Origin of the sequence: Brevibacillus soli (assembly GCF_044759095.2) — a bacterium.
Taxonomy (GTDB): domain Bacteria; phylum Bacillota; class Bacilli; order Brevibacillales; family Brevibacillaceae; genus JBIYSM02.
Genome location: NZ_JBIYSM020000005.1, coordinates 1 through 19372, shown reverse-complemented (window position 1 = coordinate 19372; position 19372 = coordinate 1). Strand labels below are relative to the sequence as shown.

The 19372-nt window shown below is 51.6% G+C and carries 17 protein-coding genes; 1 reads left to right on the top strand and 16 read right to left on the bottom strand.

Annotation, left to right across the window (positions count from 1 at the left end; genetic code table 11):
- Position 1: 1 nt before the first annotated feature.
- From ACE99V_RS03135 to ACE99V_RS03085, 11 genes are all read right to left on the bottom strand, one after another.
- Positions 2-952: a DUF1177 domain-containing protein gene (locus ACE99V_RS03135; protein WP_400489693.1), complete on the bottom strand. Its 951-nt coding sequence runs from the start codon at positions 950-952 to the stop codon at positions 2-4.
- Positions 921-2039, bottom strand: coding sequence for an S-methyl thiohydantoin desulfurase family protein (locus ACE99V_RS03130; RefSeq protein ID WP_400489692.1), 1119 nt, complete (start codon positions 2037-2039; stop codon positions 921-923). The genes ACE99V_RS03135 and ACE99V_RS03130 overlap by 32 nt, the downstream gene beginning before the upstream one ends.
- Before the next feature lie 14 nt (positions 2040-2053).
- Complete coding sequence (locus ACE99V_RS03125) at positions 2054-3673, bottom strand: OPT/YSL family transporter (protein ID WP_400489691.1); 1620 nt, start codon at positions 3671-3673, stop codon at positions 2054-2056.
- A gap of 133 nt (positions 3674-3806) precedes the next feature.
- Complete coding sequence (locus ACE99V_RS03120; protein ID WP_400489690.1) at positions 3807-4568, bottom strand: IclR family transcriptional regulator; 762 nt, start codon at positions 4566-4568, stop codon at positions 3807-3809.
- Between the two features lie 206 nt (positions 4569-4774).
- Positions 4775-6274, bottom strand: a complete 1500-nt coding sequence (locus ACE99V_RS03115) for an amidase (protein WP_400489689.1) — start codon at positions 6272-6274, stop codon at positions 4775-4777.
- A gap of 214 nt (positions 6275-6488) precedes the next feature.
- On the bottom strand, positions 6489-7772 hold the full coding sequence (locus tag ACE99V_RS03110; RefSeq protein WP_400489688.1) for a TRAP transporter large permease: 1284 nt from the start codon (positions 7770-7772) through the stop codon (positions 6489-6491).
- Positions 7750-8268, bottom strand: a complete 519-nt coding sequence (locus tag ACE99V_RS03105) for a TRAP transporter small permease (protein WP_400489687.1) — start codon at positions 8266-8268, stop codon at positions 7750-7752. The genes ACE99V_RS03110 and ACE99V_RS03105 overlap by 23 nt, the downstream gene beginning before the upstream one ends.
- 76 nt (positions 8269-8344) lie before the next feature.
- On the bottom strand, positions 8345-9409 hold the full coding sequence (locus ACE99V_RS03100) for a DctP family TRAP transporter solute-binding subunit (protein ID WP_400489686.1): 1065 nt from the start codon (positions 9407-9409) through the stop codon (positions 8345-8347).
- Between the two features lie 287 nt (positions 9410-9696).
- Positions 9697-10860 carry a tricarballylate utilization 4Fe-4S protein TcuB gene (gene tcuB, locus ACE99V_RS03095; protein WP_400489685.1) on the bottom strand — a complete coding sequence of 388 codons (1164 nt, stop codon included), beginning with the start codon at positions 10858-10860 and terminating at the stop codon, positions 9697-9699.
- Positions 10835-12232 carry an FAD-dependent tricarballylate dehydrogenase TcuA gene (tcuA, locus tag ACE99V_RS03090; protein WP_400489684.1) on the bottom strand — a complete coding sequence of 466 codons (1398 nt, stop codon included), beginning with the start codon at positions 12230-12232 and terminating at the stop codon, positions 10835-10837. Before tcuA ends, tcuB begins: the two co-directional genes overlap by 26 nt.
- A gap of 23 nt (positions 12233-12255) precedes the next feature.
- Positions 12256-13398 carry a 2-methylaconitate cis-trans isomerase PrpF family protein gene (locus tag ACE99V_RS03085; RefSeq protein ID WP_400489683.1) on the bottom strand — a complete coding sequence of 381 codons (1143 nt, stop codon included), beginning with the start codon at positions 13396-13398 and terminating at the stop codon, positions 12256-12258.
- 161 nt (positions 13399-13559) lie between these two features.
- Between ACE99V_RS03085 and ACE99V_RS03080 the strand changes: the two genes are divergently transcribed.
- The gene (locus tag ACE99V_RS03080) at positions 13560-14432 is read left to right on the top strand and encodes a LysR family transcriptional regulator (RefSeq protein WP_400489682.1); all 873 of its coding nucleotides are present in this window, start codon (positions 13560-13562) and stop codon (positions 14430-14432) included.
- Positions 14433-14506: 74 nt separating this feature from the next.
- Here ACE99V_RS03080 and ACE99V_RS03075 read toward each other — a convergent pair whose 3' ends face one another.
- The 5 genes from ACE99V_RS03075 to ACE99V_RS03055 form a co-directional block, all read right to left on the bottom strand.
- Positions 14507-15982: a protein adenylyltransferase SelO gene (locus ACE99V_RS03075; RefSeq protein ID WP_400489681.1), complete on the bottom strand. Its 1476-nt coding sequence runs from the start codon at positions 15980-15982 to the stop codon at positions 14507-14509.
- A 198-nt stretch (positions 15983-16180) separates the two neighbouring features.
- Positions 16181-16759 carry a transposase gene (locus tag ACE99V_RS03070; protein ID WP_400489680.1) on the bottom strand — a complete coding sequence of 193 codons (579 nt, stop codon included), beginning with the start codon at positions 16757-16759 and terminating at the stop codon, positions 16181-16183.
- Positions 16737-18284, bottom strand: a complete 1548-nt coding sequence (locus ACE99V_RS03065) for a YifB family Mg chelatase-like AAA ATPase (RefSeq protein WP_400489679.1) — start codon at positions 18282-18284, stop codon at positions 16737-16739. Before ACE99V_RS03065 ends, ACE99V_RS03070 begins: the two co-directional genes overlap by 23 nt.
- A gap of 210 nt (positions 18285-18494) precedes the next feature.
- Positions 18495-19148, bottom strand: a complete 654-nt coding sequence (locus tag ACE99V_RS03060) for an Rpn family recombination-promoting nuclease/putative transposase (RefSeq protein ID WP_400489678.1) — start codon at positions 19146-19148, stop codon at positions 18495-18497.
- 68 nt (positions 19149-19216) lie between these two features.
- Complete coding sequence (locus tag ACE99V_RS03055) at positions 19217-19315, bottom strand: hypothetical protein (RefSeq protein ID WP_400489786.1); 99 nt, start codon at positions 19313-19315, stop codon at positions 19217-19219.
- Positions 19316-19372 lie beyond the last annotated feature (57 nt).

Below are 19372 nucleotides of genomic sequence, written 5' to 3'. Positions count from 1 at the left end.
CTTATGACTGCGCAGCCGACTCCCTGCCCATCGTCTGCAGGATCTTCATCGGGCCGTACAGCGTGTTCAAGCGTTCGAACTCCTCCTTGCTGTAGAAGGAGCAGGTGCGGCGGGTGAACTCCTTCGCCACTTCGACCGCAAATTTGGCGGCGGTGGCGATGTCGATTTCGTGACTTGCCCCTGTGCCGCATCCCGGAACGACAGACTGCGCGGTAATCGCCACTCCCACCACCGGTGCCGACGTCGCTACCGCAGGCTGCAGGATGCTGTTGATGTGGAACAGACCGTTGCCGTACGGCGTGATGTCCTGCGTCGTGATCGGAAAGGTAACGGGCAGCTGTCCGGTGACCATTTCCATAATCCGCAGCAAATCCTCACTCACCCGCAGGATGTACCCTTCTTTCACCGTTGGAGATATGGCGATGCCCTTGTGGTTGATCACCCGATTGCCTTTCGTGGTGTCAATGGACAGGATCGCTTCCATCTCGGGAGTGACTTCATACTGATTCATCGTGAGAATATCAACCGGCGAATCCATAAAGTCGACCGGTTCGTGCGGTTTCGTCGGCGCGTCCGGGCAGATGTGCGTGGTGACGATCACGTCTCCCGGCAGGTGATCTCCCCGTTTTTTCATCTCGGCCAGTTTCAGAGCAGCGGCAATCGCGGCGACCGCACCGTCGGCATCTGACACCAGACCGATCCGGCTCGGGCGCGCGCCTATGCCGCCCAGGCGTCCGACGATGCCAAAGGTAGGGGCGTTTCCGCCGTTTGACTTCCCGTCAGTCCCGGGGATCACGATTTTGACAAAGTCGGTTCTTCCCTTCTCCCCTTCAACGGTCCGGACGCTCACTTGCACCTCCGGAAAAGCGGAAAACAGCTCTTTCACGTCTTGCCCGGATACGTAAGCACTGTCAAGCGTTTCATAGACAATCAGCGTTTGTTTCAGCGACATCGCGTAGTGCCTCCTCGTTTGCCTTGTTTCCAAATACATACGGCAGCACCGACTTGCCGATGATCTTTTCGATCGGCTGGATCAGGTTTTTGTTTCGCATAGTCGAACCCAGGCGCAAGTTTTCTTTCGGGACGGCAATCACCGCCACTTTTTGCCCCCTGGTCACAGCAGCAGAGACGAGCGGCCTGCCGCTTTCCGCATCAAACGTCATGATCAGATCGGGAAACGTCGCCAGCCTCTCTCCGTTGATCTCCGCCGTCATGTATTCGTTCCAGAACGTCAGCTCGCAGACGCCGACGATCACCCTGCCGACGTCAAAACCTCCCGTCGTTTCCAGGTGGAATCCCGTCACTTCGCCCATCGCGATCACGTTTCCACCCAGCAGCGCCACAACCGCGTCAACCGCTTTCTCCCCTTCGTGGGCCAACAGCGCCTCGCCGACTTGAATCGCTTGTTGAATCGCCCCCGGAGCCCCGTTTTGTCTCACGTACGCGGCCTTCACCGGATTGCGCGCAACGGCGACCATGCCGCCGGCACTGATGGAAACCGTCCGGATCATGGACGAGACGGTATCAAGCGCGCCGGACACGGCCAGCTCGACGTAATTCCTGCCCCTGCCGCCGGCTGCTGCCTGCACGGACACATAGTCACTCTGTTCGGACAGGTTCATCGAGCCCATGCTCCCCGTTGGGTGGGCCCGTCCATTGCAGGGAGCGTCGACGACGGGAATCCCCGTAACGGCTGATTGAAACCACCCGTTGACCGTGGTGCTGGCACCGTTTTCGTTGGTGATGATGCCGTCAATCTTCCCCCCCATTCGCTCGGACAACAGCTCGAGCGCGCGCAGGTAGTGGACGGGTTTTACGTACTTGTCGGGAGCGGCGGGCGCTCCGACGAGGGATACGGTGACGATGGTCGCGTCATCGTCCAATTCGTCGATCGTAACCAGTCTGGGGTGACCGACCTCGAGGGCCAGTCTCCCCAACTGCATGCCGTCTTCGATCCATCCTCCCCCACCGCCGCCCAGGACCGCTCCCCCGAGGACGGCAGCCTCCATTTTGCGTTTATCCAACTGAATCGTAGCCATAGGAACCTCACCGATTACTGCTTGCTGAATTTAAACACGGAATTGAAGAAGCTGTACAGCGCGTCACCGGCGATGAAGCCCGCGGCCATAATGCTCATCGGGGTTTCCGCCTCTTTCCCTTTCACTTTCAGCACCACTGCGCGAATAACGATCCCGGCGAGCACTGCCCAACCGGCTGCCGGGTACAGAATCAGCAAACCTGTTGCGAACAGGACCCCCAGCTGGCGCTTCGCTCCACCGAAAAGCTGCAGCAGCGCCCCGGGAATGGCCCAAATGAACAGCTGCCATGCGATGTCGGGCGACACGCCTGCTTCAATCGTCGCCACGTACACCTTGTCCACCGGCGGCACCAGGTTTTGGGCAAAATAGCCTTTGTGTGCGACCAGAACGGCGACAAGCGCTACCGCGAAGGCAATCATCGCGGCGATGAATTGCTGCTTTCTTCCGTCCAGCTCAAACACCCTGTCTCGACCGAAGCCGCGGAGGATGTACCCGGTCTTCAGGTCATACCCCATATCGGCGAACGCCGGGCCTGTCGCCGCGCTGTACCCGACCAAGAGGGCCAGAGCGACCGGCGGAAATCCGATCAGGATGCCGATGATAAGCGTAATGAGTGCAACGGCAAATGCGGGGAACCAACCGGAGTGCATCGCGGCGATTCCGACGATCAATTCATGGACAAAGGCTGCAAACGCAGCAAACAACAAGTACAGGACGAACATTCCCAGCGACATGTCGGTTACAATGCCACCGACCACAGCGAGAATCAGCGCAACGGCGACATAAGCCAAAAATCCGTATCCGAGGGCACGGTACGTATCGCGTTCCGAACGGGTATAGTTCTCCCCGTTTGCGTCTGCGGAAGCGGCCGCAACCTCGTGATTTGGCGCCGATTTCGTATTATTCTGTTTTTTTAGAATCAGATAGGAAACCTGCACCAGAGCGACCAAACCGGCACCAATCATTAAACCGTGAGGAATGTACAGCTTGTTGATGTCAACCCCGAACAGCTGAACGGAATAGCCGCGAAGCAAGAGGCCAATTCCAAACATGGCGAGCGCCCAGATGTTGCCGATAAACGCAACCCCAAACGCCGACATGGGAACGCCCAGGTACGAACCCAGGATACCGCCCGCCGCTCCAATCCCCAATAGACCGGCTCGCTTTCCGCCCTGATCGCCGGCGATAATCGATTCAGCGGTCGCTACCCCTGGCGGCCAGGTGCCGGAGGCGGGGAAAATCTTCGAGTCAAACAGGCGGTACAAGATGATCGCGTCCACAAACATCGCCAGTCCGGCACCGATCAGCATCGGCAGGATCAGCTCAGGCTTGCCCATGACAAATGGAATGCCAATGGGAATCAGCAAACTGTTTGCCGCGCCAAACGTGGCCGATGAAATCGCGGTCTGGATGAGGTTTTGCCGGTGGATCGACCGGTATTTGCGGAAAAGTCCGACAGGGATCCTGGCGATCACCATGGCCAGCAGGGCCCCGATAATCGCCGTGTTGGCGGAAATGCCGAGCGACACGATGAGCTGCATACCGATAATCGCCCCGACAATAGAGGACCCGATAATCAGAAACAGCGAGAACGGTTCGAGCACAATCGGATGTTTTTCGTTTTGGTTCTTCATATAATTCCCCCCAAAAGTTTTCGTCAAGCAAGGATCTCTCTCTGTCAAGCTGCGCCGCAATACGTTGTCTGCCGTTACCACCACCTCCTTACGAGAACGAATCCAACCTGGTCCGAAGACAAGGCATTTACGGCTAGTACTGCAAATGAAATTTGTCGAAACAGGCTTGAATCCCGTCCCTGCCCTTGAGCAGGAGCGGCAGGACTGCCGCCACCTTGGCCTGGGGCATGCGATATTCCGGACCGGCAATCGTCAGCGAAGCGATGATTTCCTGTCGGTGATTGAACAGCGGAACGGCCAGTCCAAATACCGAGTCGGAATATTCGCCCACGGAAAAACACCAGCCCTTTTGCCGGATCTCCTCCAGGTCGGCCAACAGCTGTTCCGGGCTGACGATCGTCTTGTCGGTAAACGGCTTCAGTCCCTTTTGAATGATGGCTTCCTGCCGTTCCCGCGGCAGGTAGGCCATGATTACCTTGCTGGAGGCCCCGGCGTAAAGCGGTATTTTGCTGCCAATCGTAACCGCGTACTTGATCTGCTGCGAACTTTCCGCGATCTCTACGTAGATGCCCTCCATACCGTCCAGCCAGGTGAGGAAGATGGACTCGCCCGTCTCCTCTGAAAGCCCTTTCATTATGGGATAAATGATGTCGGACGGACGCAGCCTGTCCTGCACGAGTTGACCGTACTCCCAGAACTTGATCCCCAACTCGTACTTTTTCGTCTCCTGGTTTTGCACCAGGAATCCGTGGCTCTCAAAGGTTGATAAAATCCGGTACACGACGGTATGGTTCATCTTCATTTCTTTCGCCAGCTCACGAACCCCCCACGCCGGGGTCTGTTTGGTAAAGTACTTGAGCAGTTCCAAGGAATTATCCAACGTTTTCAGGGACATCGCCTTCACCTTTCGCGTGTATTGATTCAACTGGTTCTACTATAGAACCAGTGGTTCTATTTCTTATCTTAATTATAATCGCATAACAAAGAGAATTCAATCATTTCGTGCAAGTATGATTTTCCGAACATCTCCACCTTTGTTCTTGCCGCAAACACGAAAAAACCCTTAGCAGCTTCTTCGCTAAGGGGAAAATACTCCGGGCATTACCGTAAAAACCTAGGATTTTGGCTGACGTCTAGCCACAGCTCCGTTTGTTCCAGGTGTGCAGCCATCTGAAAGAGCAGATCCTCACGGCCTCTGGCGGTCATGAATTGAACCCCGATTGGCAGTCCATCTGCCGTCCTATGAACGGGTACAGACATGGCCGGCTGACCCGTGAGATTCGCCAGCTGAGTAAAGGGCGTCCTCTTGAGATTATCTTCGGCGATCTGCTCAATGATCCCTGCTTTCTTTAAAAGTCCACCCCACCCCAACTTGCCCATGACTTGGATAGCCAGCTTTTCCAAAGGCTTCGGCTCAAGCTCTCCTATCTTCGCAGGCGGAAAAGCAGTCGTTGGGGTTATATAATACGCATAGGTTTCATGAAAGAGTTCCATCGCATAAGACGCTCGGTCCCACTCCCGCAGGCTTAAGACAAACTCCTCAGCCGTAGTAGCCCTGCCCAGCAATCCAAGCAGCCAGGTCGCCGGCTCCACATCGTCATACGCTGCCTTGCGACCCAACGCTTCTTCCAGCGTTGACAATGCGGCAGCAACTTCACCAAAATACATCGTGAGATAACTGATGGCGATGTTTTTTCCATGTACAGGCGCATCGACCTCCTCGACATGGTGTCCAATGGATTCCAGGTATTTGGCTGTTTTCATAACCGCTTCTCTGCATGCAGGATGAACTTCCGTTCCAATCGGCGATTGAACAGAAAAGGCGATCCGTACAGGCCGGTCGAGCGGCTTGTTGACCGTATCCAAATAGCTTCCCTCGAAAGGAGGTGCCGAGAAGGCGGCCCCTTTTTCCTCTCCTGCGAGTTCATCAAGAGCGGCAGCACTGTCCCGGACCGAGCGAGTGAGAACATGTTCAACGGATGCTCCCTGCCAAAGCCGACCGTAACGAGGTCCTACCGGCGTGCGTCCTCTCGTCGGTTTCAGGCCGAACAGTCCGCAGTAGGCAGCGGGAATCCGAATGGATCCTCCTCCATCGTTGGCTCCGGCGATAGGGACCATCCCCGAAGCTACGGCAGCAGCCGATCCACCGCTTGAACCACCCGGCGTATGTGCCGAATTCCATGGGTTCCTGCACGGTCCATAATGAGCAGGTTCCGTAATTCCCATTAAACCGAACTCCGGCACATTGGTTTGACCAAGGAAAACAACCCCTGTGTTCTTCAGCCGTCTTACATATTCCGAATCACTCTTTGCCCGATAAGGGCGCAGTGCTTTCGAGCCAGATGTGATCGGCTCTCCCGCGATCTCTTGTGAAATGTCCTTTAGCAGCATCGGAACACCCGCAAACCGGCCTCTCCCCTCATGCACCGAATCATTTCTCGCACGCTCGTACATCTTGTGGATGACAGCGTTCAACTCCGGATTCAGGGTCTCTATTCGATGTATGGCTTCTTCAACCAGCTCTCTTGGTGTAACCTCTTTCTTTTTTACCAGCTCCGCTAACCCTAATGCATCATATTCTTTGTATGAAATCCCCGCCATTTCCCCTCACCTCCCATATAATCCTCTTCCAGCGGTGGAAACTCTTTTGTAACCACCTCCTGATGAGAACAGGCACTTATCCATGCAATAATTTGACTTGCTTCACGAAGTTTCCTCCAATGATTTCAGTGAGTTCCCTAAACAAAAGGAAAGAGCCTGCCTCTTTCAAGACAGACCCTTTCGACGTATTTCGGGTGGTGACAGGCACCAAGCCCTACTGGATGACCTGCTTAGGCAACCATAAGGTAAACTCTGGCCAAATCATCACGAAAACCATATACACGATCATCACGCCAATAAATGGAATACTGCCTTTGAACACTTCGCCCAGGCTCGATTTTGAAATCCCGCTGATGACAAACAAATTCAATCCAACCGGAGGCGTAATCTGGGCGATTTCCATATTGATAATCATGACGATCGCAAAATGAATCGGGTTAATGTCCACCGACAGCATGATCGGCAGCAACAAGGGAAGCGTGATCAGCATGATGGAAGATGATTCCAAAAACATCCCCAATATAAAGAAGAGAATCGCTGTCAATGCAAAAAACATGACTTTATTCAGCGCATCCATCGACATCATGGCTTCTGCCAACGCCTGCGGTATTTGCTCCTGCGTCATATACAACGAAAATACCATCGCCGACGCGATAATAAGCATAATCATCGCAGTGATGCCGATGCTTTCCCTGAGAATCTCCAACCATTTCTTGATGGATCTTTCCTTATACACAACGAGAGAAACAATGACCCCATAGACTGCCGAGACAATGGATGCTTCCGTCGGTGTTGTTGCTCCGCTGTAGATGCAGCCCAGGACCAGGATCGGCAAAAATCCCCCCCAGGAAGCCATCTTAAGAGAGCCCCACCGTTCCTTCCACCCTGCTTTCTCCAGTTTCCCATATCCTTTCATGCGCGCATAGATGATGGAGTAAACGACAAGGAGCAAGGTTAGGCCAATGCCCGGGATGACGCCGGCCATAAACAACTGTCCAATCGATTGCTCCGTCACCACACCGTATACAATCAAGGGAATGCTTGGAGGAATCAAGATTCCCAGCGTTCCGGATGCAGCAACCAATCCCATGGCATATCGTTTGCTGTATCCCGCTTCCACCATGGCAGGAATCATGATCGAACCGATGGCAGCAGCTGTAGCAGGACTGGACCCGCTAATGGCAGCGAAAAAGGAACAGGCCAAGATCGTAACGACCGACAGCCCACCGGACACATGCCCGATCCAGGCTCGTAACGCTTCGATCAGATATTTGGCGATGCCGCCCTTCGCGATAATCGTGCCGGCCAACACAAACCCCGGGATCGCCATCAACGTCGTATGATTCAAGCTGGTGAACATCTTTTGCGGGATGGTCCACATGCTGAACGTATCGGACAGCCAAAACATCAGCGTCGTGGAAGCAACCAATGCGATCGCAATCGGTATCCGCAGAAGAAGGAACAATGAAAAGGCGCTAAAAAGCAGAATGGTGTTCATTCATATCCCCCCCTGTCGTTCGATGGTAGTCCGTTTTCCATACACGGATGAGCCGTTCGATAAACCGAACCATAAACATCAATCCGGATATGGGCACAACGGTGTAATAAATCCACATGGGGATTCTTGTATCCATGGTCACTTGGCCGCTTTCCAACGTGTGAAGCACCAACACACAGCCGTTATACGCAAAAAAGATACAAAACAGGATGCATACCCCATTGGCGAACATGTCAATGGCCTTGCGGATCTGCGGCGGACACAGCACGTAGAAAATGTCAACACTAATGTGGTGATTGTCGCGAAGACCGACAGACAAGCCCAGCAGGATTGCCCAGACGACGAGAATGCTTGCCGTTTCATTGATCCACGTCGTAGGAGAATCAAAGACATATCTCATCACGACTTCGAAAAACATGAATCCTAATCCGACAACAAGAAACAACGTCGAAGACACGTCTTCGATCCATGAAAGCATTTTGTTGGTTTTGCACATTCGGTTCCCCTCCATCTTTCTGGGATAGAAAAAAAGGAGGTGCGTCCCCCTCTTTTTTCCAGTATTCATTCCCTCTCTACTTCGATGCTTCTTTGGCCAAGTTAATCACTTCTGGATCCATCTCGGCTGCCCATTTATCGAAAACAGGCTGTACCGCTTGCTTAAATGCTTCTCTTTCCTGATCCGTCAACTCGGTGATCTTCAATTTGCCGCTCTTCTTGAATTTTTCCAACGATTCAAGCTCCAGCTTTTGCACTAAATCACGCCCAACCTTTGTCGCCTCTTTCATCGCTTCGTCCAGAAGGCTTTGCGTCTTGGCGTCCAGGCCATCCCACCATTTCTTGTTCGCTACCACGACATATTCGGAACGCGCATGGTTGGTAAGGGTGAGGTTATTTTGAACCTCTTCATATTTTTGCGTTTCAATGTTGACCAGACTGTTTTCCTGGCCGTCTACCGTACCCAACTGGAGAGCTTGGTATACTTCATTGAAGGCAATTTTGGTAGAGGCAGCACCCAGCTTCCCATACACTTCATTGATAATCTGCCCGCCATGTGTGCGAATCTTTAACCCCTTCAGGTCATCCGGATTTTTGATTGCCACTTTATTATTGGTGATGTGCTTAAATCCGTTCGGCCAGAACGTGAGGCCTTCGATGCCTTTTGACTCCAATTTGGACAGCAATTTTTTGCCGCCCTCACCATCCTCAAACCTGCGCAGACTCTCTTCATCTTTAAACATGAACGGCAAGTCGAAGATTTCAAATGATTTGTCAAAACCGCTCATTTTGGCCGCTGATGGAGCGATGATTTGCACATTATTCGCCTGCAGCGCTTCAATTTCGTCGTTATCCCCATAGAGCTGACCGGACGGGAATACCTTCACCTTGATATTGCCGCCGCTTTTGGACTCTACAATCTCCTTAAACTTCAAGGCAGACTGGCCTTTAGGCGTATTGTCCGCTGCCACGTGCGACAGCTTGATCTCCATCTTCGGGTATGCCGCTTCAGCCGACGATGCTCCCTGGCTGCTCTTGCCATCGGCCGGAGCATTCGAGGCACTGTTTCCGCAACCTGCCAACGCCATCATGGAAGCGAGTGTGAGAACAACCAAACAGGACAAACCGGATCGTTTTTTCATAAAGTTTTACCCCCTTTTCGAAAGAAAGCCCTTACATTTCATCGCTTTCAATTGGAACCCATTTTCCGAAACAAAAGCCTGAACGCAACAGAGAATGCCTCTCCCCCCTTAGCCCCTGTTTCCTGTTCAATAATTCGGAATTGCTTGTTACTTCACATATTACCATTTGTCTACTATAACTAAAAATATTCATATTTTATTGTCAATGATAAAAGTTTTTTATTTTAACAGACCATAAACCATAATGAAAAAACCCCGGAATCGCATATCCGGGGTATGATCTACCATCATTTGCTTACAGGCACACCGTGTGAAAGTGCCGGTTGTTTTGGGGATTTGTCTTTATGAACCGGCTCAGCATGTACCCGTTCCTCTTGGGCATAACGCACCAATGCAATAAAGCGATAGACGAAATGCGCAAACTTCGAATAGGGTGCAACGAAGAACAAGGTGGCCACGCTGCCCAGATGGATCATGAGCATGATCCCCATGGCAACCGTTTCGCGCATCGCCAACAGAAGCATACCAGTCACCGCAATCACAAGCAAGGATACAGAAAAGGCATTGCCTGACTTGGTGGCACTCGGATCGGAGAGGGATTGGTCACTCTTGTTTTTCACGTAGAGGAATCCTGTGATCCCGATAATGAGCCCGATCCCGCCCAACGCGCCAAGGATCACAACCGGATGATACAACGGATAAGGTGCCGGGACTTTTAACACGTGGGAGTAAAAGGCCGCAAGCGTCGTCGAAGCAAAATCAAGCAAGAACCCATAGAAAATCAAATGGTGAAACATCCGCCGGCTTCTGGACATTTCGTAGCTGGGCTCCTTGCATCCTGCCCCTTCTCCCCCCAGATACCGCAGGCTCATCGCATAGGAGATCGCAGACTTCACGTCTTGGAACGCGACTCGATCCGAGTTGGGCGACTTGATCTCACGCCAAAATCTCACGGCGCCAATGACCCAGCCAAAAAGCATCCATAATCCCAGGAAGCCGAACAATCCGATCATGGCAAACTCAGACATGACATTATAGAATGCCCCTGGCCCTACATGCTTTTGCCACAGGGCCTCCGTATTGCTTGACAACGCCAGAATCACCGTAAACACGATGGTGAGGACAACCACCGTCCATACGCTGCTCTGCTTCCCGCCAAGGGCCTTCGCCAACGGGCCTGGCCAGGCGTATTTATGATACAACTCATCACGCAACCCGCTAAAGAGCTTCGGCGGATTGATGCCAAACTCGTGGGGAGGTGTAAAGGGACACGCAAAATAACATTCCCGGCAATCGTGGCAAAGGTTGGCCAAATAGGCCATATCATTCGGGGTAAAATCCCGGCGCCACTCGATCGCCCGCCATACGGCACAATATCCTTCACAGTAGCGGCATGCATTGCACAGCCGCATTTGTCGCTTTCCATCATCGATGAGCTCTTGTAACTTCATTTGCTGCTTCCCTCCCTGCGATTCTTCCGAGTACGGCACCCATCGTCAGCCCAAAACCAGCCAAATATCCGCGGCGCAGCACATTGCCGGCAACGATTTCTCCGGTGGCAAACAGGTTCTTGGAGAGGCTGCCGTCATTCATCTTGATCCTTGCCTGCTCGTTGATTTCGACACCCAGATACGTGAAAGTAATGCCTGCCTTCAATGGATACGCATAGAATGGGGGGGTTTCAATATTTACTGCCCAGTGACTCTTGGGAGGCGTCAAGCCTTCCGTATGGCAGTCGTCCAATTCACGTGGATTAAAGGTTCCCGGACGAACAGACCGGTTATAGGCCGCAACCGTTTCATTCAACACGTCGGGATCGAGGCCCAGCTTCTCTGCGAGTTCGCCAATGGAGCCAGCAGAGATCGGCTCCCACACGGAAGGCAAAAAGTTTCCAAGCGCTTTGCTATCCAGAATGGAGTATGCGACCTGATCCGGCTGCCTTGCGATCAGCCCGCCCCAAATCGCGTAGCGTTTGGGCCAGAAATCTTCGCCTTCATCGTAGAAACGCTGTCCATGCTTATTCACTACAATCCCAAATGGCACACTATCAAGGCGTGTCACGATCCCCCCGTCAAACTTGGGCGCCCTGCCATCTACCGCAACGGCATGAAACGCGTTTGGTTCCCCGATCTGGGCGGTCCCCTTGTTGAGAAGAAGCTCCAGAACGTTGCCTTGGTTGTATGGCGTGCCCCGAATCACGAAATTGTCAGCCGCCGCCCCCCAGTAGCGCCTGTGCCATTCGATATTCGCCTCAAAACCGCCCGATGCAACGATAACCGCTTTCGCCTGCACGGTTATGATCGAGCCGTTGCGTTGTACGTGTACCGCCTTGCATTCCCCATCCTCGATGGTCAAATCCACCACCATGGCTTCGTACCAGATGTCGATCCCTCTGGCTTGGGCAGTCTGATAGTAGGAATTCATCATGGCTTTTCCGCCGCCGAGTTGAAAAATATTGGTTCTCCCTAAATGAAGGGTTCCCGTCAACGCTGGCTGCCAGAGGATTCCTTGCTTGCCTAGCCATTCCGGAAGTTCTTCCGACCCGCGCACGATGATGCGGGCAAGCGTTTGATTGATTTCTCCACCGGCGACACGGTTCAAATCCTCCATGAATTCTTCTTCCGTATACGTGCCCACCATGTACTTGTTGTCCTCACGCGTATTCATGACCCGAAAATCCCGGGTATGCCGGCTGTTCCCCCCGCGATAAAATTCAGGGGCCCTCTCGACGATCAGCACCTTTCTCGCTCCATGTTCGTGAGCCGACAATGCGGCGCTGAGAGCGGCATTCCCGCCACCGATGACCAAAACATCCGTTTCCATTATGCAGACTCCCTTTCCCGTAATCATACGTATACAGTGCCCGTCATCAATCGTCGAGCGGTACGATAAACCCGGCCGTAATGGGCATGCCATTTTCCATCCGTACAGGAGACATGAGCTCCTACATCCATCACACCGCTGCAGTGTCCGATGCGAATCACGCGGGGATCATGCGGATTCTGCGAGACGAGTTGATGGACGAGCGTTCCTACCATTTGGGAGGCAATCGCCAAACAGATCCCTCCGGTGATGGCATAAGAGGGATGCAATTTTCCCATCGACATCATCCGGGCGACAATATCGATGTCATTTTTGCGAATGACGCTGCCGGACGTGGAGACATAATCGATTGATGGCGCCAGGATGCAAGCTTTGGGGACAGCCGGGCAATGTTGAATGGCATCCTGAATCGTCTCAGCCAAGCCGAGTCTGACGGCTGCCGCCCCTCGGATCTCAAGGATGCGGCCCAGGAAATCCGGATCGTTATCCAAATCTTTCGGCAATTCGGTTCCGGATATCCCGATATCAGACGCTTTGACGAATACACATGGATTGGCCGCATCCACGATCGATACCTCATAACGGCCATAGGAATCCGTCTCCAGCCATTCCCTCACCTGATGGGTCGGCAGCAAGTGGCCGGTCACCGATCCGCCAGGCTCCATAAAATCAAGTTGAATCTTGCTTCCCGTGGTCGGAACGCCTGGAATGGCGTAATCCCCCTCATACTCGGTTTTTCCCTCTTTGACCGGGACATGGGCATAAATGTACTTTTGTGTATTCGTATTGAAAATCTTGACGGTTGTGTATGGCTCTTTGATGTTCTCGATTAACCCCGCATCGATTGAAAAGGGGCCTACAGCCGAAGAGATGTTGCCGCAATTGCCTTTCATATCGATCAGGGACGTGAGGATATCCACTTGTCCAAACGTATAATTTACGGCATTCGGTTCCCCGGGTATCTTCGAGATGATGGCCAGCTTGCTCGTGGTGGATGTGCCTCCCCCTAACCCGTCAAGTTGCCGCCCTGTTGAATCCGGACTTCCAAAGGCGTGCAGGATCACTTCTTTTCGCTCATCCCATTCTTCGGGCAGATCCTGTTCCAGAAAAAAGAGGCCTTTGCTCGTCCCGCCCCTCATAATGGTACAAGGAAATTCCGATTTCATGTCGCACCTCCAGTTAACACACGTCTTGAAACGATCAGCGAAAGGCCGAAAAATGTTTATCTCCTGAATTTGATTGTAGTATAATTGTAAGTATTAAAATAATATTAATATTTTATGATTTTTGATAAATAATTTTTATTGATGGAAGACAGGTGAAGGTTATGGATGAAAAGGATTGGAACATGCTGATCACCATGTATGAGGAGCGAAATATCACCAAGGCGGCAGAACGCCTCTACATTTCACAGCCGGCCTTGACCTACCGGCTGCATCAGCTGGAGAAGGAATTTGGAACCAGTATTGTCACGCGTGGGAAAAAAGGGGTGGAATTTACCGTCCAGGGCACCTATCTGGTGAACTATGCGAAAGAGATGCTGCTCCAGCTGCGCAAGGCGAAGGAATATATCGTCAATATGGATCAAAGCGTGAAAGGCACCTTGCGCTTAGGGGTCTCCGGCATGTTTGCCCGTTACGAGCTCCCCAGGCTGTTAAAAAATTTCCTCGCCAAATACCCCGATGTCGAAATCAATTTGAAAACCGGGTGGAGCTCGGAGGTTAACCATTTATTGCAGAAAGAGGAAGTCCATCTTGGCATCGTGCGCGGCAACTACAATTGGCACGGGGAGGCCTATTTATTTCGGGAAGAGATGATCAGCGTTGCCTCCCATAAAAAAATAGAACTGGAGGAATTGCCGTCGCTCCCCCAGATCAATTATCAAACGGACCCGTCTTTACGCACGCTCATTGACAATTGGTGGAAAGAGAGATTTCGGACGCCCCCTACCATCGCCATGGAGGTGGACCGCCTCGATACCTGCAAGCAATTGGTGCTGCACGGTCTGGGTTATGCGTTTTGCCCCAACATCTGCTTATCGGAGGATGAACCGCTCTATACCATTCCGCTGATTTCGAAAGACCAGCAACCGTTGGTACGGCAGACATGGATCATTTATCGGGAAAGCTCCATGGAATTGACATTGGTTAAAGCATTTATTGATTTCCTCAAGGAAGAAACCGCCACGCAGTCAACATGAAGGAACAAAAGGAAAGAGCCTGCCTCTTTCAAGACAGACCCTTTCGACGTATTTCGGGTGGTGACAGGCACCGATTATGTACCGCAAAAGGTTCGGTAAGGACGGGTTGATGGCGCAGGCAGCGTGGAGTATTCAGCCTGTTCGGGTGTGTGCGCGTAGGGGCTCGATAGAACATCAAGCAGCCGTTCCATCACGCTGTAGTCTCTTTCCTTCACTGCGGCTTCCAGCGCTTCTTCTACCCGGTGGTTGCGAGGGATTAGCGCGGGGTTGCTGTCCCGCATCAACTGATGCGAGGCGGCTTTTGATTCCTGCTGCCTGCCTAGTCTCGCCTGCCACCGCACCTGCCACTCGGCAAATTCAGTGGTGCCAGCCAGAGCCGTATCCTCCGGCTTATCAAAAGTTAATGCGCGGAAGGTATTGGTGTAGTCCGCACGATGCTTCTGCATCAGATCGAGGAGGTCTTTCATGAGTGATACATCCTCCGGCTCTTCGTTAAAGATTCCCAACTTTGCCCTCATTCCCGCGAGCCAATGACGGTGATACAACCCGGTAAAATCGGAAATCGCATCCTCGGCCAATTTGATGGCCTGCTCCTCGTTGTCATGCAGCAGCGGTAGGAGGGTTTCAGCAAATCTCGCGAGATTCCAGGCAGCGATGTACGGCTGATTACCATAGGCGTAGCGTCCATGAATGTCAATGGAACTGAATACCGTTGCGGGGTCATAAGCATCCATGAAAGCACATGGACCATAATCAATCGTTTCTCCGCTAATGGCCATGTTGTCGGTGTTCATCACTCCGTGAACAAAGCCAACGAGCTGCCATTTGGCGATCAGCTCAGCCTGACGCTTGATCACTTCCTGAAGCAGGAACAGATAGCGGTTCGGAGCATCGTCAACGTCTGGAAAATGCCGCTGCAATGTATAGTCAACCAGGATTCGGAGATCCTCATCAGAGCCCCAGGTTGAAACGTATTGAAAGGTGCCGACGCGCAGATGACTGGCAGCCACGCGGGTCAGAATTGCGCCAGGCAGGTCTGTCTCACGGATAACTGTCTCACCGGTGGTCACCACTGCCAGACTGCGAGTGGTAGGAATACCAAGCCCATGCATGGCTTCGCTGATGATGTATTCGCGCAGCATCGGTCCAAGTGCCGCTCGACCATCGCCTCCGCGAGAGTATGGCGTTCTGCCTGAACCCTTGAGCTGAATATCAAACCGTTCGCCTGCAGGCGTGATCTGTTCGCCAAGCAGCAGAGCCCGGCCGTCCCCCAACATCGTAAAATGCCCGAATTGATGCCCCGCATAAGCTTGGGCAAGCGGCAAAGCACCTTCTGGAATCCGGTTCCCCGCCAGCACCGCTATGCCCTCTTCGCTTTGCAGCGCCTGCACGTTCAACCCTAGGGATGCTGCCAACCGTTCATTGAGAATGATCAACTTCGGGGAACGTACAGGGGTTGGGTCCTGCCTGGCAAAAAATGATTTCGGCAGACGAGCGTAACTGTTGTCGAAGTTCCATCCTGGTTCTGTTATCGCCTTTTTCTCTGTCATCGTATCTCCTTTGTTTTTTGTCTTTTTTATATCTTAGGTTTTTCTTTTACAGAATACAATCATCATAGGCATTCTACTCTTTTTCGTTATCTATTTTCTATATCAACACTAGGCAGCCCCTCTTAGTTTTTACTTCTGCCAATTTCTTATACCCCTTCCACACATAGATGGCGCCCTTTCGGGTGGTGACAGGCACCGTCAATCTGATTCTACATACGTTTGATAGGCTTCTCGCTGATGAACCGTTTCTCCCGAAAAATAACGCAGGATGGAATCGAGCTTGACGTAAGCAGGCGGGATTCCATTCATCTGCGTATAATATCGATAGCTGCTCCATGGATAAAGATCCATTCGCTTCACCATCTTTGCTTCCAATGGATTGCGATGAATATATTTGCTCACTTCAAGCACACCTCTGTCTTCTTCAAGCAGTTGCGCATAGTATCTTTTTTCAAATACGTGTCCGCTGAGACGATAACGAGTATTGAAATAGTTAGCATATCTTTTATTCAGCAAGGCCATTACTTTTGCAATGGGGTCCTCCCATGTTCTTATCAGTAAATGAAAATGATTGGTCATAAGGCAGTAGGCAGGGAGTTCAAACTTGATTTTTTCATATACGCTTTCAAGAATCTTATAAAAACTTACATAATCCAAATCTTCAAAAACAGGGCATCCCTTCGATTTCCGCGGCACACAATATGATAAAAGCCGCCTGGCAGCCAGATTCTTGATTTTCTTCCCATGTGTCCATCTACCTCCCCGAAACTTTGGCATTTGGTTTTGATCTTGGCTGTACGGATATACGATAGGCAATAGCCTCCCACAAGCTTTCATCCGAAATATGCGCTTCATCCCGGAGATCCGATATCGTTCTGGCTATGCGAAAGATTTTTCCCTGAACGCGATTGCTCCAGTTCTGCTGCATGCAATGGTACTGCAGCATGTTTTGTTGTTCTGTCGTCAAGGAGTTTGTTTGCGAAAACAACTCAAAGGGAATGGAACCGTTGCTGTAAGCCCCCCAATCCCGGTAACGCTCCTGTTGTTTTTGTCTGGCGTGTATCACTCTTTCTTGAATTATCTTTGATGTTTCCGATGATTTTTTTCCTTCCCGCTCAAAATTGATTGGCTCCAGTCTTAAAAAGATATCGATACGATCTCGTATGGGTCCGGATAACTTTCCCTGGTAGGCTTGAATTTGCTTGGGTGTACAGCTGCAATACCCTGCTTTCGTGTCCAAGTAACCGCATGGACATGGATTCATGGCGGCAATAAGAATGAAGCGGGAGGGAAAAGTGGCGGTCGAGTGGATGCGACTGATCGTGACCTTTCTTGATTCAAGCGGTTGTCGCAGCATATCCAATGTTTTTTTGGGGAATTCTGCAATCTCATCCAAAAACAACACCCCATGATGGGCAAGGGAAATTTCACCCGGCTTTGGATTGGTGCCTCCTCCGATCATGGAAACATAGGATGAGGTATGGTGGGGTTGGCGATAAGGAGGCATAGCGGCATCAGGCAATTCTACACCTGCCATCTGATAAAGACTCATCACCTCTATTTGAGCTTCACGAGACAGTGGTGGCAAAATCGTAGAAAAAGATTCAGCGAGCATACTTTTACCGCATCCCGGAGGGCCGCTCATCAGCAAATTGTGTTCCCCGGCTGCCGCTATTTCGAAGGCGCGCTTTGCTTTCTCATGTCCGAGGATGTATGAAAAATCTTTTAGCATGGTAGATTTGGTTATTGGTAGTTCTCCAACGTCCTCAGGAAAAGAACAGGAAAGGGAAAGCTGTCCAGCCAAATGGGAAAGCACATCGCTTATGGTATGAACAGCCACAATTTCAACTCCATCTACGAGATGTAACGGTAATTGAGCATCAAGGGGCAGATAAAGTTTTTTGAACCCCAACTGTTTGGCAGCCAACAATGAAGGTAATATCCCATCTACCCTTTGAACCCGACCATCAAGTGATAACGCTCCAAGAAAAGCAGTCGCAGCAGGAATCTCTCCCTTGATTACATCCAGGCATTTGAGAATGCCGATCGCTATGGGCAAATCAAAGACGGGACCATTCTTCTTGTGTTCAGCTGGTGCCAAGTTAATGATGATCTTTCTATCGGAAATGCTGCAGCCTGTAGATTTCAAGGCAGAAATGACACGTTCCCTCGATTCTTTTATGGCGGTGTCCGGCAACCCCACGATGACAACACTCTCTATGCCATGCAGCTTTTCTACCTCGACTGTGACTTTATATCCTTGCATCCCCTTCAATCCAATTGATGAAATATTGGCTGCCATACTTTTCACCCTCTTTTTTCAGAACGAACGTTCCTATTGAGCCAAGCGTAATCATTGTAAGAGGGGGTGTGCAAATAAAAAATCAATCACTTCTTTGTGATTGATTTTTTCGGCACGTTCTGGGAAGTGACAGGCACCTTTGCCTTGCCAACGACAAAAAGACCCTGCATCCATTGATTGGATACAGGGCCGTTTGTGATTCGAGTTGATCTAGTGTAGCTGTTGTTTCAGTTTTTCGATTTCTTCTGCTGACAATCCCGTTGCTTTTGCAATCGCGTCCACAGACATGTCCATCGCGAACAGTTTTTTTGCTACTTCCAGTGCCTTTTGCCGCTCGCCTCTCGCTTCACCTTCTGCCAAGCCTTCTTCCCTAGCCCTTTGCTGCCGAATCTCCGCCTCCCGCACAGCCGCCATCTCGTCCAGAATCGCTTTTCGACGAGATTCGTACTCCACCCACTTCTTCTCGTCGCGGCTCAGGTCTTCCCATTCGTCAAACGCCCGTTTCATCACCGGATCTCGCATTGCTATCGCCTCCAATTCCTTGCGAATTTCCTCGTGATCGTCCGCCTCCAGAAGCAGCAGCCATCTCTCCAGCTCATTGTCATGCGGATTGACCGCCCGCTGCTCCCATTTGTCCATCAGCTTCGGGATCTCCATGAAGTGAATCTCCATCACATCCGTCAGCGGAAACTGCTCCTGATCTTCGTACAGGTGGAAGGTGGTGTGGAACCGCTCCGTCTCCCGCAGAAAGCGAAAATTGAGGATGTTGATCGTGATCGTCTTCGCCAACTCCGTGTACGGCATTCCCTTCTGCATCTGAGCTGAGTAGATGCGTGACCAGTAGTACAGGGTACGCTTTTCCATGGTCTAACCAGAATGCACTGGCATTCTGGTTAGACACAAGTGCAACTATGGCTCTGCCGTCGCTTACGCTAGGCTATCGCCAAGTTTTCTATGTCGAACCTGTTTTCCAGCTGAATCTCGATGTTAACGTGCTCGCCCTGCTCCGTTTTGGCGTGGATGTCCAGCACGGATGCCTTATCCTCGATGTGTTCCCGATTGATTTCCGGATTGAGGATTTCCACCGA

Excerpts from the sequence above, each read along its gene's own strand:
- ACE99V_RS03135 (WP_400489693.1), bottom strand. The coding sequence starts at position 952 with ATGTCGCTGAAACAAACGCTGATTGTCTATGAAACGCTTGACAGTGCT.
- ACE99V_RS03130 (WP_400489692.1), bottom strand. The coding sequence starts at position 2,039 with ATGGCTACGATTCAGTTGGATAAACGCAAAATGGAGGCTGCCGTCCTC.
- ACE99V_RS03125 (WP_400489691.1), bottom strand. The coding sequence starts at position 3,673 with ATGAAGAACCAAAACGAAAAACATCCGATTGTGCTCGAACCGTTCTCG.
- ACE99V_RS03120 (WP_400489690.1), bottom strand. The coding sequence starts at position 4,568 with ATGTCCCTGAAAACGTTGGATAATTCCTTGGAACTGCTCAAGTACTTT.
- ACE99V_RS03115 (WP_400489689.1), bottom strand. The coding sequence starts at position 6,274 with ATGGCGGGGATTTCATACAAAGAATATGATGCATTAGGGTTAGCGGAG.
- ACE99V_RS03110 (WP_400489688.1), bottom strand. The coding sequence starts at position 7,772 with ATGAACACCATTCTGCTTTTTAGCGCCTTTTCATTGTTCCTTCTTCTG.
- ACE99V_RS03105 (WP_400489687.1), bottom strand. The coding sequence starts at position 8,268 with ATGTGCAAAACCAACAAAATGCTTTCATGGATCGAAGACGTGTCTTCG.
- ACE99V_RS03100 (WP_400489686.1), bottom strand. The coding sequence starts at position 9,409 with ATGAAAAAACGATCCGGTTTGTCCTGTTTGGTTGTTCTCACACTCGCT.
- tcuB (WP_400489685.1), bottom strand. The coding sequence starts at position 10,860 with ATGAAGTTACAAGAGCTCATCGATGATGGAAAGCGACAAATGCGGCTG.
- tcuA (WP_400489684.1), bottom strand. The coding sequence starts at position 12,232 with ATGGAAACGGATGTTTTGGTCATCGGTGGCGGGAATGCCGCTCTCAGC.
- ACE99V_RS03085 (WP_400489683.1), bottom strand. The coding sequence starts at position 13,398 with ATGAAATCGGAATTTCCTTGTACCATTATGAGGGGCGGGACGAGCAAA.
- ACE99V_RS03080 (WP_400489682.1), top strand. The coding sequence starts at position 13,560 with ATGGATGAAAAGGATTGGAACATGCTGATCACCATGTATGAGGAGCGA.
- ACE99V_RS03075 (WP_400489681.1), bottom strand. The coding sequence starts at position 15,982 with ATGACAGAGAAAAAGGCGATAACAGAACCAGGATGGAACTTCGACAAC.
- ACE99V_RS03070 (WP_400489680.1), bottom strand. The coding sequence starts at position 16,759 with ATGCCAAAGTTTCGGGGAGGTAGATGGACACATGGGAAGAAAATCAAG.
- ACE99V_RS03065 (WP_400489679.1), bottom strand. The coding sequence starts at position 18,284 with ATGGCAGCCAATATTTCATCAATTGGATTGAAGGGGATGCAAGGATAT.
- ACE99V_RS03060 (WP_400489678.1), bottom strand. The coding sequence starts at position 19,148 with ATGGAAAAGCGTACCCTGTACTACTGGTCACGCATCTACTCAGCTCAG.